Source organism: Leucobacter chromiisoli (assembly GCF_016522505.1).
GTDB classification, from domain to species: Bacteria; Actinomycetota; Actinomycetes; order Actinomycetales; family Microbacteriaceae; genus Leucobacter; species Leucobacter chromiisoli.
Window position 1 is genome coordinate 80323 of the sequence record NZ_JAEHOH010000007.1, and the last position, 13574, is coordinate 93896.

Annotated in this window: 11 protein-coding genes and 1 tRNA gene; 5 read left to right on the forward strand and 7 right to left on the reverse strand. The window is 72.7% G+C overall.

Annotated features, from left to right (window positions below):
- Positions 1 to 55: 55 nt before the first annotated feature.
- The 5 genes from JD276_RS06190 (at position 56) to JD276_RS06210 (ending at position 5891) form a co-directional block, all read left to right on the forward strand.
- The gene (locus JD276_RS06190; RefSeq protein ID WP_200114796.1) at positions 56 to 1318 is read left to right on the forward strand and encodes a bifunctional diaminohydroxyphosphoribosylaminopyrimidine deaminase/5-amino-6-(5-phosphoribosylamino)uracil reductase RibD; all 1263 of its coding nucleotides are present in this window, start codon (positions 56 to 58) and stop codon (positions 1316 to 1318) included.
- Entirely contained in the window at positions 1318 to 2028 is a 711-nt protein-coding gene (locus JD276_RS06195) for a riboflavin synthase (RefSeq protein ID WP_200114797.1), read from the forward strand. Before JD276_RS06190 ends, JD276_RS06195 begins: the two co-directional genes overlap by 1 nt.
- Complete coding sequence (ribA, locus tag JD276_RS06200; RefSeq protein WP_200114798.1) at positions 2025 to 3284, forward strand: GTP cyclohydrolase II; 1260 nt, start codon at positions 2025 to 2027, stop codon at positions 3282 to 3284. The genes JD276_RS06195 and ribA overlap by 4 nt, the downstream gene beginning before the upstream one ends.
- 72 nt (positions 3285 to 3356) lie before the next feature.
- Positions 3357 to 3833, forward strand: coding sequence for a 6,7-dimethyl-8-ribityllumazine synthase (gene ribH / locus JD276_RS06205; protein ID WP_200114799.1), 477 nt, complete (start codon positions 3357 to 3359; stop codon positions 3831 to 3833).
- 54 nt (positions 3834 to 3887) lie between these two features.
- Positions 3888 to 5891 (forward strand): ABC transporter ATP-binding protein, encoded by a 2004-nt coding sequence (locus JD276_RS06210; RefSeq protein WP_200114800.1) that lies wholly within the window; start codon positions 3888 to 3890, stop codon positions 5889 to 5891.
- 301 nt (positions 5892 to 6192) lie between these two features.
- On the opposite strand, the gene JD276_RS06215 is transcribed toward JD276_RS06210, so the two are convergent.
- The 7 genes from JD276_RS06215 to JD276_RS06245 all read right to left on the reverse strand — a co-directional run bounded on the left by JD276_RS06215 (position 6193) and on the right by JD276_RS06245 (position 13545).
- Positions 6193 to 7332 (reverse strand): acyltransferase family protein, encoded by a 1140-nt coding sequence (locus JD276_RS06215; RefSeq protein WP_307866483.1) that lies wholly within the window; start codon positions 7330 to 7332, stop codon positions 6193 to 6195.
- A gap of 76 nt (positions 7333 to 7408) precedes the next feature.
- Positions 7409 to 8281, reverse strand: a complete 873-nt coding sequence (locus JD276_RS06220) for a metal ABC transporter permease (RefSeq protein WP_200114801.1) — start codon at positions 8279 to 8281, stop codon at positions 7409 to 7411.
- A complete protein-coding gene (locus JD276_RS06225; RefSeq protein WP_200114802.1) occupies positions 8278 to 9138 on the reverse strand; it encodes a metal ABC transporter ATP-binding protein in 861 nt (286 codons plus the stop codon). Before JD276_RS06225 ends, JD276_RS06220 begins: the two co-directional genes overlap by 4 nt.
- Entirely contained in the window at positions 9135 to 10157 is a 1023-nt protein-coding gene (locus tag JD276_RS06230) for a metal ABC transporter substrate-binding protein (protein WP_233615405.1), read from the reverse strand. The genes JD276_RS06225 and JD276_RS06230 overlap by 4 nt, the downstream gene beginning before the upstream one ends.
- 317 nt (positions 10158 to 10474) lie before the next feature.
- Positions 10475 to 10546 (reverse strand) — tRNA-Thr (locus tag JD276_RS06235).
- 228 nt (positions 10547 to 10774) lie between these two features.
- On the reverse strand, positions 10775 to 12397 hold the full coding sequence (locus JD276_RS06240) for an alpha/beta hydrolase (RefSeq protein WP_307866484.1): 1623 nt from the start codon (positions 12395 to 12397) through the stop codon (positions 10775 to 10777).
- Positions 12394 to 13545 (reverse strand): DNA polymerase III subunit delta', encoded by a 1152-nt coding sequence (locus JD276_RS06245; RefSeq protein WP_200114803.1) that lies wholly within the window; start codon positions 13543 to 13545, stop codon positions 12394 to 12396. The genes JD276_RS06240 and JD276_RS06245 overlap by 4 nt, the downstream gene beginning before the upstream one ends.
- Positions 13546 to 13574 lie beyond the last annotated feature (29 nt).

Genomic DNA, 13574 nt, shown 5'->3' on the forward strand with positions numbered 1-13574 from the left:
CCTGATCCCCGGTATACGCCTACCCGTACGGTACGCAGGGAACAGGGAGCGAAAGATGCTGCAGCGCGATCTTCTCGACGACGCGATGCGCCGCGCCCTCGCCCTCGCCGGCCGGGGACCCGCCGACGACCCCAACCCGCAGGTCGGCTGCGTGATCCTCGATCCCGAGGGCCGAATCGTGGCGGAGGGGTGGCACCGCGGCGCCGGCAGCCGGCACGCCGAGGTCGACGCGCTCGGCCGCGTGCCCGAGGCCTGGCGCTCGCGCCCCGGCGAACTCACCGCGGTCGTCACGCTCGAACCGTGCAACCACGTCGGGCGCACCGGGCCGTGCGCACTGGCGCTCGCGGAGTTCGGGATCGGCTCCGTCGCATTCGCCCTCGACGATCCCGGCGACGCCTCCGCGGGCGGCGCCGAGTCGCTGCGCGCCGCGGGAGCCGACGTGCTCGGGGGCGTGCTCGAGTCAGAAGCCCGTGCCCTGCTCGGGCCCTGGCTCGCACGACAGCGCGCAGGAGCCGCCGCCGCATCGTCCGCAACCGCACCGCCCGCCGCATCACCCGCCGCCGCACCGCGCCCCCGGGTGATCGCGAAGTGGGCGCAGACCCTCGACGGTCGCGCCGCGGCAGCGAACGGCACGAGCCGGTGGATCACGGGTGCCGAGGCACGCGCCGACGTGCACCGCCGCCGCGCGGAGGCCGACGCGATCCTCGTCGGCACGGGCACGCTGCTCGCCGACGATCCCGCCCTGACCGCGCGCGCGCACGACGGAGAACTGCTGGTCGATCCGGAGCGGCAGCCGGTTCCCGTGGTCGTCGGCCGGCGCCCGATCCCGAGCGGTGCGCGCGTGCTGCGGCACCCGGCGCTCGCCGCACGCGGGCTGGAGGCGCCGATCCGGCTGCGCGGCGACGACCTCGCCGCCGACCTCGCCGAGCTCGCGCGGCACGGGATCCGCTCCGTGTTCGTCGAGGGCGGCCCCGGGATCATCGGCTCCCTGCTGGCGAGGGGACTCGCCGACGAGGTGCTCGTCTACCTCGCCCCCGCGCTGCTGGGCGGCCCGGGCCTCGCCATCGGCGACATCGGGATCGACGACATCTCCGGGATCCGACGGTTGGACATCACCGAGACCCTGCCGCTCGGCCGCGATCTGCTGCTGCGCGGCCGATTGCCGGCGAGCTCCTCCGACCCGCCGCGATACGCCGAACGCAAGCGGCCCGCAGATCGCATGCGGCCCGCCGAACGCCCCCGCGATCCGGATCACGGGCACCCCGCCGACCGTCCCCACCCCGACCCCGCACTCATCCCCGCAACGGAGGAGCACTGATGTTCACCGGACTCATCGAGGAAATCGGCGAGATCGTCGCCGTCCAGCCCCTCGGCGACTCGCTGCGGCTCACGATCCGGGGCCCCGTCGTCACGAGCGACGCGACGCACGGCGCGTCGATCTCGGTCTCGGGGGTCTGCCTCACCGTCGTCGAGCAGGGCGAGGCCGCGGGGGGCGGCACGTTCACCGCCGACGTCATGGCGCAGTCGATCCGCATGTCCACCCTGGGCGAGCTCGTGCCCGGCAGCCGCGTCAACCTCGAGCGGGCGGCCCGCGTCGACAGCCGTCTCGGCGGCCACATCGTGCAGGGTCACGTCGACGGAACGGCCGTGCTGCTGTCGGTCCGGCCCGGGGACGCGTGGCGCGTGCTGCGGTTCTCGCTGCCCGGCGAGCTGGCGCCGCTGCTCGTCGACAAGGGATCCGTGACGCTGTCGGGGGTGTCGCTCACCGTCTCCGGCATCGCAGCCCCCGAGGATCCCGAACCGTGGTTCGAGGTGTCGCTGATCCCGGAGACCCTCGCCGCGACCACGCTCGGCGCGCTCGAGCCGGGGGACCGCGTGAACCTCGAGACCGACATCCTCGCACGGCACGTCGCGCGCATGCAAGCGTTCGCAAAGCATGCGGAGCATGCGACTGATCGCACCGCAGACCCGGGCGCCGCGGCTCCCGCCACCCGCCGACCCACCGATTCCGAAGGAGCGCCCGCATGAGCATCGCCACCATCGAGCAGGCCGTCGCGGCGATCCGCGAGGGCCGCCCCGTCATCGTCGCCGACAATGAGCACCGCGAGAACGAGGGCGACGTGATCCTCTCCGCCGAGCTCGCGACCCCCGAGTGGATCGCCTGGACCGTGCGCCACTCCTCGGGCCTGCTCTGCGCGCCCATGTCGAACGACGTGGCCGACCAGCTCGAACTGCCGATGATGGTCGAGCACAACGAGGACGCCCGCAGCACGGCCTACACGGTCACGGTCGATGCCGCGTTCGGCGTGACCACCGGCATCAGCGCGAGCGACCGCGCGACGACGCTGCGGGCCCTCGCGAACCCGCACGCCAAGCCCGGCGATGTGCACCGCCCCGGCCACATCCTCCCGCTGCGGGCCGTCGACGGCGGGGTGCGGGTGCGCGACGGGCACACCGAGGCCTCCGTCGAGCTCATGCGCCTCGCGGGGCTCCGCCCGGTCGCCGTCATCGCGGAGATCGTGCAGGAGGACGGCGAGATGATGCGCCTGCCCGGCCTCATCGAGCTGGGCGAGCAGGAGGGGATCCCGGTCGTCACGATCGAGCAGCTCATCCGCTACCTCGACGAGCACGACCCGGCGGGCGCCCCCGCCGAGGGCGAGCCGGTGCAGCACCGCCGCGTCAGCCTGCGCGCCGACGCGCTGCTGCCCACCGAGCACGGCGAGTTCCGCGCCCGGGCCTACCGGGATCGGCGCAGCGGGGTCGACCACGTCGCCCTCGTCGCGGCCACCCCCGACGGCGCGCTGCCCGGCGACGACGCGCTCGTGCGGGTGCACTCCGAGTGCATCACGGGCGAGGCCTTCGGCTCGTTGAAGTGCGAGTGCGGGCCGCAGCTGGACGCCGCGATGGATCTGGTGAGCGAGCGCGGCGGCGTCGTCGTCTACCTGCGCGGTCAGGAGGGGCGCGGGATCGGGCTCGCGAACAAGCTGCGCGCCTACCAGCTGCAGGAGCAGGGCGTCGACACGCTGGACGCCAACCTGCAGCTGGGTCTCCCCGCCGATGCGCGCGACTACACCGCGGCGGCCGAGATCCTCGCCGACCTCGGCATCGGCCGGGTGCGCCTGCTCACCAACAACCCCGACAAGGTGACGCAGCTCGAAGCGCACGGCGTGGCGGTCTCCGAGCGCGTGCCGCTGCTCGTGGGCGTGACCGAGCTGAACACGCGCTACCTGGAGACCAAGCGCGACCGGATGGGCCACCAGCTGCCCGGGGCGATGCCGGTCTAGGCGCCGCCCGGCCGCCGCGCGCGTCCACCACGACCACCGCATACCACTGCACATCCAGCAAGGAGCACACGCATGAGCGGAGCAGGAGCACCCGATCTCGAGGTCGACGCGACGGGTCTGCGCGTCGCGATCATCGCCGGCAGCTGGCACGAGGAGGTGATGGGCGGCCTGGTCGCCGGCGCCGAGGAGACCGCCGCGGCCTTCGGCGCCGAGCACGCGGTGTTCCGCGTCGCCGGCGCCTTCGAGCTGCCGCTCGCGGCGCAGGCGGCGCTCGGATCCGGCTTCGACGTCGCGGCCTGCCTCGGCGTCATCATCCGCGGGGGCACCCCCCACTTCGACTACGTCTGCGACGCGGTCACCGAGGGCCTCACCCGTGTGCAGCTCGACACGGGCAAGCCCGTCGGATTCGGGGTGCTCACGACCGACACCGAGCAGCAGGCCCTGGACCGGGCGGGCCTGCCGGGCTCGGTCGAGTCGAAGGGCCGTGAGGCCGTCGAGGCCTCGCTGCATCTCGCGGTCCAGCTGCGGGCGATCCGCGCGGCCGCATAGGGGGACGCGCCAGCGTCGAGCTGCGCGCCAGCTCGCCCGGATAGGCTGGCTCACGTGGCAGAAGACTCAGCGGCGCGGACGAAGCGCGCATCCCGGCGGGCCGGATCCGGCGCGGACGACGATCGGCCCCGCGGCCCGCGGGCGTCGCTCAGGGAGCTGATCCCGTACCTCTTCGAGCAGCGCGGCCTGCTCGCCCTCGCGCTCGCGCTCGGCGTCGTCGGCGCGGTCGCCTCGCTCGTGCAGCCGCCCCTGCTCGGGCAGATCATCTCGCGCGTGGAGGCGGGCGAGGCGCTCGGCGCGCTGCTCGCGGTGCTGACCGTGCTCGTGGTCGTGGGGGCCGTGCTCGACGGACTCCAGCACTACGTGCTGCAGCGCATGGGCGAGGGCGTCGTGCTGCACTCGCGGCGCAGGCTGATCGCGAAGATCCTGCACCTACCCATCTCGCAGTTCGACCGCCGCCGCACCGGCGACCTCGTCTCGCGCGTCGGCAGCGACACGACCCTGCTGCGCGCGGTGCTCACGCAGGGCCTCGTCGAGGCGGCCAGCGGACTGCTCGTGTTCTTCGGTGCGCTCATCGGCATGCTCGTCATCGACGCCACGCTGTTCGGGATCACCTTCGGCGTCGTCCTCGTCGCGCTCGTCGTGGTGGTCGTCGTCTCGGGGCGCATCCGACCTGCCGTCGCGAGGGCACAGGAGAAGGTCGGCGACCTCGCCGCCCAGGTGGACCGGTCGATCTCGTCGATCCGCACCATCCGCGCCGCCGGTGCCGCCGAGCGCGAGCAGGCCGCCACCGAACGCGACGCCGTCGAGGCATACGCCCTCGGGGTGAAGGTCGCGAAGATCTCTGCGCTCATCGTGCCGGTCTCGTTCCTGGCGATGCAGCTCTCGTTCCTCGTCGTGCTCGGCCTCGGCGGCTACCGCGTGGCCACGGGAGCGATCACGATCGCCCAGCTCGTCACCTTCATCATCTTCCTCTTCCTCATGATCACGCCGCTCGGTCAGGCCTTCGGCGCCATCTCGGCCGTCAACCAGGCCCTCGGGGCGCTCGGACGCATCCAGGAGATCGCCAAGCTGCCCACCGAGACCGCGGGCGACGAGGGCCTCTCGCCCGCCGGGCGCATCGTTCCCCTCGCGGACGTCCGCGACGAGACGGCGCCCGCGATCCGCTTCGACGACGTCCGCTTCACCTATCGCTCGGCCGCCCCCGACCGGGCCGACGCCCGCGACCTTGTGCGCAGCGGCGCCCGGGGGGCGAGGCGCGACGTCGAGGCCGCACCCGCCGAGGTCGTGGAGACCGCGGTGCTGCATGGCGTCAGCTTCGAGGTGCCCCGCGGCGCGCGGGTCGCGCTCGTCGGCCCCTCGGGCGCCGGCAAGTCGACCATCCTCGGGCTCATCGAGCGCTTCTACGACCCCGACAGCGGCTCGCTCTCGCTCTACGGAGCCGACCTGCGCACCCTCGACCGCGCCGAGCTTCGCGCCCAGCTCGGATACGTCGAGCAGGACGCCCCCGTGCTCGCCGGCACGCTGCGCGACAATCTCAGGCTCGGTGCGCCCGACGCGAGCGATGCGGCGTGCGAGCGCGTGCTGCGGGCGGTGAACCTCGGCGGGATCCTCGACCGCCAGGCGGCGCAGTCGCGTCGGGCGACGGAGTCGGACCAGGCTCAATCGGGGCGGGCGGCGAACGGAGCGCCCTCGGGCCTCGACATCCAGGTCGGCGAGAACGGCATCATGCTCTCGGGGGGCGAGAAGCAGCGGCTCGCGATCGCGCGCGCCCTGCTCACGGCGCCGCCGATCCTGCTGCTCGACGAGTCGACCGCCAGCCTCGACGGCGTCAACGAGCGCCTCATGCGGGAGGCCCTCGACTCGGTCTCGACGGGCCGCACCCTCGTGGTGATCGCGCACCGGCTCTCCACCGTCGTCGACTCCGACAAGATCGTCGTGCTCGACGAGGGCCGCGTGGTCGGCGAGGGCACCCACGAGGAGCTCATCGCGTCGACGCCGCTCTACCGGGAGCTCGCCAGGCACCAGCTGCTCGTCCCCGACGATGCTAACGCCTGACGCCTGAGCCTCGCGCGCCCCGCAGCCCCGGCGCTCGGCCTCACGCACCCCGCCCCCCGACGCGCCGGTGCTCGGCAACATACGCCCGTATCCCGGCACGAACCCTCCACGGTCGCATCGAAACCACGGTGGTTTCGATGCGACCGCGGAGGGTCGAGGCATGGGGGAGGGCGGATCAGTGAGCGACGGACCGGGTATCCGGGAAGCGAGCGCATCGGGGCCGCATGGCGCGACGAAGGAGCGACAGGCGAGGGGTTCCCTGACCGAGCGAACGTCCTGCCTGCCCCGGATCCGCGTCCCCCTACGGCCGCGCGAACATCGGCTCGAAGCGCGGCTCGACCAGGGGGTGGAACACCTTCGTCACCCAGCGCATCGACAGCACGACGGTGATCGCGGCTCCGATCCCGAGCAGCACCGCGATCCCGAGCACCGAGCCCTCCGCGCCCCCGAGCGCCGAGATCCGCTCGACGGCCCCGCTCTCGCGCAGCGCCCAGATGATCGGTCCGTGCAGCAGATAGATGTACAGCGTGCGCGCCCCCCACGCCGTCGCGACACCCGAGCGGCGCGGCGTCACCAGCAGCAGCGCGAGGATCATCGCGGCCGCGATCCCGAGCAGCAGCAGCCGGACCCCGGCGCCGGTCAGCAGGATCCCCCACCAGGTGCTCGGCTCGAGGCTTCCGAGGGGAGCATCCTCCAGCATGTAGGCGTAGCCGTCGCGCCACCGCAGCCAGCTGTCGAGGCGCCACACCTCGCGCAGCTGCGGAACCGCGACGAAGCCGAGCGCCACGATCCCGAGCAGTCCCCACGCGATGGCGCGGGTGCGCCGCGCCGGGCGCATGAACCAGTCGCCGGCGAGCCAGCCGCGATCCCGGGCCAGCCAGCCGGCCACGAAGAAGGGCATGAAGCAGAGGGTGCGGGAGGCGGAGAACTCGCTACCGATCGCCGGGCTCGCCCCGGCGGCGAGCGCCAGCAGCACCGAGCACAGCAGCGGGTGCCGCAGGCGGGCGAAGTAGGGCAGCAGGATCCGCATCGTCGCGAGCGACACCAGGAACCAGAGCGACCACGCCGGCGAGACCAGGAACTTCGACGACAGGTCGTCGCCCTCGAACACGAACCGCAGTACCGCCCAGAGCCCCTCCCACAGCGCCCAGGTGATGAGCAGCTGGAACGTCGAACGCACCGCGCGGGGGGTCGTCTCGGGCCGCGAGAAGACGCCCGACAGCAGGATCATCGCCGGCATGTGGAACAGGTAGATGTAGGTGTAGATGCCCCATCCGAGCGCATCGTCCATGCGCACGGTCGAGATCGTGTGCCCCATCACGACGAGCAGGATCAGGACGAACCTGGCGTTGTCCCAGAGCGCGACGCGCTCCGTCTTCGAGACGGCGGGCAGGCCCTCGAGCTTGACGCTCGGCTGCCGGGGTGCGGATGCGGTTGACACCCCTCAAGGGTAAGCGCTGCGCGCACCGCACCCGCGCGAGAGCGGTGCGGGGTGCGGGGGCGCCCGGCGGGCGTCGCTACGCCCGGCCGGCAGCCTCCGCGCGGCGGCGCGAGCGGATCCTCGCCCCGAGCACCCCTCGCCTCGGACCGAACAGGTACACGAGGAAGAACGCGGCGCCCTGCACCAGCACGACCATCCCGCCGGAGGCCGTGTCGAACCCGTAGCTGAGGTATACGCCGATGATGGCGGCCACCCCGCCGATCAGCGGCGCGATCCAGAGCATGCGACCGAATCGGTCGGTCAGCAGGTAGGCGGTCGCGCCGGGGATGATGAGCATCGCCGTGACCAGGATCACGCCGACCGCCTGCAGGGCGACCACCGCGGTCATCGCGAGCAGGCCCAGCAGGACCGCGTTGATGACGCGCGGGCTCAGCCCGATCGCGTGGGCGTGCGTGGGGTCGAAGGCGGCGAGCGTGAAGTCGCGCCGCTTGACGACCAGTACCGCCAGCACGATCGCGCCGAGGACCACCACCTGCACGAGGTCGGCCGCGGAGGCGCCGAGCAGGTTGCCGAAGATGATGTGGGTGAGGTCGGTCTGACTCGGCGTCACCGATATGAGCACGAGGCCGAGCGCGAACAGCGTGGTGAAGACGATGCCGATCGCGGCGTCCTCCTTCACGCGGCTCGTGTCGCGCACCACGCCGATGAGCGCCACCGCGAGCACGCCGAAGATCACCGCCCCGAGTGCGAACGGCGCGCCCACGAGGTAGGCGAGCACCACGCCCGGCAGCACGGCGTGCGAGACCGCATCGCCCATCAGCGACCAGCCGATCAGCACGAGCCAGCACGAGAGCACGGCGCAAACCACCGAGGCGACCACCGTGATGAGCAGCGCCCGCACCATGAAGGTGTAGCCGAGCGGTTCGATGAGGAAGTCGATCGGGTTCATCGCTGCTCCTGCCCCGGGGTGTTCGGTTCGGGATCGGCGTCGGCGCCCGCGGGGTCGGTACGGACGAGATCGGCGCCGGTGCCGGCGCCGGCGTCGGAGGGGTCGGCGTCGGCGAGATCGCCGTCCCCCGGCGGAGTGCCGAACGCGAGGGCCAGGTTCTCGGGGCGCAGCACCGCCTCGGGGGTGTCGTGCAGCAGCACCCGGCGGTTCAGGAGGATCGCCTCATCTGCGAGCTGCGGGAGCGCGTGCAGGTCGTGCGTGGAGACGAGGATCGCGGCGCCGTCGGCGGCGAGTTCGCGCAGCAGGCGGGTGATGGTCTGCTCGGATCGGCGGTCCACCCCCGCGAACGGCTCGTCGAGCAGCATGACGCCCGCCCCCTGGGCGATGGCCCGCGCGACGAATGCGCGCTTGCGCTGCCCGCCGGAGAGGCGGCCGATCTGGCGCTCCGCGAGGTCGATGAGGCCGACCCGGTCGAGGGCCTCGGCGACGGCGGCGCGATCCGCCCGGCGTGGCCTGCGCGTCGGCCCCATGCGCCCGTAGCGCCCCATGGTGACGACGTCGCGCACCGACACGGGGAACGCCCAGTCGACGGCCTCGTTCTGCGGCACGTAGCCGACCGTGCCGCTCTTGCGGGCGCGGGCGGTGGACAGGCCCTCGAGCGCGATCCGCCCGCGGTCGGGCCTCACGATCCCCATCATGGCTTTGAACAGGGTCGACTTGCCCGCACCGTTCATACCGATGATGCCGCATACACGCCCGGCTTCGAGGCTCAGGGTGGCGCCCTCCAGCGCGAGCACCTCTCCGTAGCGCACCGTGACGTCGTCGACCCGCACCGCGGGAACACGCGCCCTCGTCATTCTTTCTCCCCTTCCGAAGCGCCCGTGAGCGCCGTCGCGATGACATCGGCGTCGTGCCGGATCAGCTCGAGATACGTGGGCACCGGCCCGTCGGCCGCCGACAGCGAGTCGACGTAGAGCGTGCCGCCGAACACGGCGTCGGTCGACTCGACCACCCGCTGCATCGGAGCATCCGAGACGGTCGACTCGCAGAACACCGCCGGCACCCGCTGCTCGCGCACCGCGTCGATCGCCGCGGCGACGCGGCGGGGCGTCGCCTGGCGCTCGGCGTTGACGGCCCAGAGGTAGCGCTCCTCGAGGCCGGCGTCGCGTGCGAGATAGCTGAACGCCCCCTCGCAGGTGACGAGCACCCGCTGCGACTCCGGGAGCTCCTCGACCGCGGTGACCAGCTCCTCGTGCACGGCGCGCAGCTCCGCTTTGTAGGCCTCGCCGTTCGCCCGGTAGTCGGCCGCGTGCTCGGGATCGAGCTCGGCGAACGCCTCGACCAGGTTGTCGACGTATCGCTGCGCGGCGAGCGGGCTCATCCACGCGTGCGGGTTCTGGGTGCCCGCCGCCTCGCCGCTCGCGATCTCGATCGCGTCGATGCCCGTGGTCGCGACGCGGTGGGGCGCATCGAGATCGGCGACGAACTGCTCGAACCAGGCCTCGAGGTGCATGCCGTTGTCCACGATGAGATCGGCGCCGGAGGCTCGGCGCAGGTCGCCGGGCGTCGGCTCGTAGCCATGGATCTCGGCGCCCGGCGTGGTGATCGACTCGACGCGCAGGTGCTCGCCGGCGACGTTCCGCGCGATATCGGCCAGCACGGTGAAGGTGGTGAGCACGAGGGGTCTCGGGTCGTCGGCCTGGGCAGTCGCCCGCTCGCCTGCCCGCTCCCCGGACAGCGCCTCCCCCTGATCACCCGACCGAGCGTTCGTCTGAGCGTTCGGGTCGTTCGGCCCCTGTTCCGCTCCCGCACCAGAGCACGCGGTGAGTGCGACGACGAGAGTCGCACTCAGCAGCATCGAGAACAGTCCCCGCATGTGTCGGCCTCCCATCGGTCCCTGCGTATTCGCCCGTGATGGATACAGGAATAGTAGCACCGAATCTTAAAGTTCGCCTTGTCGAACTTTTCTGAGGACAGCGGCCCAGCCGCCGGCACGAGTGAACGGTGGGAGCACTCCGGCGCAGCCGCGAACGGACGGCCGAACCGCGAGCGGACGGCACGGCGGAGCACGGCGGAGCAGCACGGCCGACCCGCCCGCACTCCGCAGTCGGTCACCCGCGACCCGCGGGCGGAGCGGCGAGGCCGGCCGGGGAAAGTAAGAGCCCCCGTTGAGGAGTCAACGGGGGCCGGGAGAGCCGCCTGTCGGATTTGAACCGACGACCTGTTCTTTACGAGGGAACTGCTCTACCCCTGAGCTAAGGCGGCGTGTATTCGGAACTCACGGAGTTCCTGCAACGAGAAATCAGCTTATCACGCTTCCGGGGGCCGACTCGACACCCGGAGCCCGAAGGCTCCGCCTCTTCGCCGCCTCCCTCCGCCGCCCCTCCGGGCTCGCCGCCGCAGATCGCGCATTTCGGTCGCAGAAGTGCGATATTCGCGCCGATACCGCACATTCGTGACCGATGAACTGCGGGCGTGAGCGCTCGGTGCCGCCTACGAGCCCGCGCACTGGGGATCGGCGGCCGGGACCGTCCCATCGACCAGGTACGCGTCGACCGTCTCGTCGACGCACGCGTTCTCCCCGTAGGCGGTGTGCCCCTCGCCCCGATAGGTGACGAGGACTCCGCTCTCCAGCTGCTCCGCCAGCGACTCCGCCCAGCGGTACGGGGTCGCCGGATCCCCCGTCGTGCCCACCACGAGGATCGGATCCGCGCCCGCGCCCGTGACGGGTCCGCGCTCGCTCACCGCCGTCACCGGCCAGTCGGCGCAGCCGACGTCGCCGTACCCCTGGAAGCGCCCGATGGTCGGGGCCGCGCGCTCGAGTTCCGCGGCCTGATGCCGCATGAGTTCGGGCTCGAGGTCGTTCGGGTAGTCGGCGCAGTTGATCGCGATGAACGCCTCCGTCGAGTTATCGGTGTAGCGGCCGTCCTCCCTGCCGTAGTAGAAGTCGGCGAGCCAGAAGGCGGTGTCGGCCTCCCCCTTCTCGACCGAGGCGAACAGCTGGTCGAGCGCCGTCCACGAGTCCTGCGAGTACAGCGGGGTGATGATCGCCGTCAGCATCGTGCTCGTGTAGAGCGTTCTCCCGTCCGAGGCCCGCAGCGGCCGCTCGTCGACGCCGTCGAGCAGCGCCCCGATCTGCGCCATGGCCTCGTCGACCGTGCCCGAGAGCGGGCAGTCCTCCCGGGTGAGGCAGTCGGCGACGTAGGCGCGCAGCGCCGTCTCGAAGCCTCGCGTCTGCTCGCGGACCACGTCGAACTCGCTCGTCGCGGGATCCATGGCTCCGTCGAGCACCAGCCTGCCGACGCGCTCGGGGAAGGCGTCGGCGTACCTGGCCCCGATGTAGGTGCCGTAGGAGAACCCGAGGTAGTTGAGCTTCGCGTCGCCCACGATAGCGCGGAGCATGTCGAGGTCGCGCACCGTGGAGTCGGTGCCGACGTGAGCGAGCAGCTCCCCCGTCCGCTCGGCGCAGGCCTCGCCGAACTCGGCCGACTCGGCGACCGCGGCTTCGATCCACTCGTCGCTGCCCCGCTCGAGCTCCTCCGCCTCGTCGTCCCCGAAGAGGTAGTCGTCGAGCCCGGCGGCGTCGAGGCAGCTGACCGGGGACGACGCGCCCACGCCGCGCGGGTCCCAGCCGACCACGTCGTAGCGCTCGCGCACCGTCGCGCTCACGGCCCGCTCGACGCCGTCGGCGACGTACTGGGCGCCCGATGCCCCGGGGCCGCCCGGATTCACGAAGAGGGTGCCGAGGGGGGATCCCCCCGAAGCGGGCTGCTTCACCAGCCGCAGCGTGAGGCGCTCGCCGGCCGGATCATCCCAGTCGACGGGGGCGTAGACGTCGGCGCACTGCTTGCCGTCGTCGCAGGGCTGCCACTCGGGCTGCTGCCCGCCGAAGCTCTCGACGGTGCCGTCCGGCGCCTCGGGCAGCGGGAGCGGCTCGGGGGAAGCGGCCGAGGCACCGCCGCGGAGCAGAGGCATGAACACCGGCGAGAGCGCGTATCCGAGCATGGCGACGACCACCACGACCCCGAGCGACACGAGCACCCGGCGACGCCGCCGGCCCGCCTCGGGGGCCGCCGACTCCGACGCCGCCGACGGTTCCCGCTCCGCGCCGCTCACACCGCCTCCGCCGCCTCGACCGCGATGGAGGCGAACAGCGACTCCAGCACGAGCCCCGGCGTCACACCGCGGCTCAGCCGCTCGCGCGCCCGCTCGACCGCGCTCACCGCGGCGAGCGCCCGCTCGGGAGACCAGCGCGCCGCGAGGTCGGCCACGAGATCCGCCCGCTCGAGGTTCACCAGGTCGGCCCCCGACCCGAGCGCGCTCACCAGCACGTCGCGGTACAGGGAGAGCAGGTCCGTCAGGATCCGGTCGATGCCGTCGCGCAGGCTCCGGGTCGCCCTCCGCTTCTGATCCTCCTCGAGCGCCCGGATCTGCGAGCGCAGCTGCGGCGGGATCGCGGCCCCCGGCTCCACGCCCAGGTTGCGCAGCGCCTCCTCCCGCTCGCGGGCGTCGAGCTGCTCCGTGAGCGCGGCGGCGTCGGCCTCCGCCACCTTCACGAGCGAGGCGGCCGCGCGCATGCCCTCGCCCAGGGTGCCGACCTCGAGCGCGATCTGCACCGTCCGCTCGCGGCGGGCCAGCGCCTCCGGATCGCTCGCGAGGCGCCTGGCCATGCCGATGTGGCTCTGCGCGAGGCGGGCCGCGCGCTCGGCCGCCTCGGGGTCGATGCCGTCCCGCTCGTGCAGCAACCGGGCGATGTCGGCCGGCGCGGGCGTGACGAGCCTCAGCGAACGGGCGCGGGATCGGATGGTGGGGAGCAGGTCGGCCTCGCTGGGCGCGCACAGGATCCACACGGTGCGCTCGGGCGGCTCCTCGAGGGCCTTCAGCAGCACGTTCGACGTGCGCTCGGGCATGCGGTCGGCGTCCTCGATCACGATCACCCGGTACCGGCCCTCCGCCGGCGCGTAGTGGGCGGTCGTCACGATCTCGCGCACGTCGTCGATACCGATGAGCAGCTTCTGGGTGGTGAGCACGCCGAGGTCGGGGTGCGTGCGCGCCCTCACCTGCTCGTACACCGCGTCCCGGTCCGCCGGCGTGCGGGCGATCAGCGCGCCCGCGAAGCGCAGGGCGATGTTCGAGCGGCCCGACCCGGGAGGGCCGGTGATCAGCCAGGCGTGGGCGAGGTCGCCCTCGCTCTCGGGCGAAGCCGCACGATCGAGGGCGTGGACCGCTTCGGTCTGGCCCACGATCTCAGCCCAGTAGTTCATGCGGCCAGGCTATCGCGCGCCACTGACGA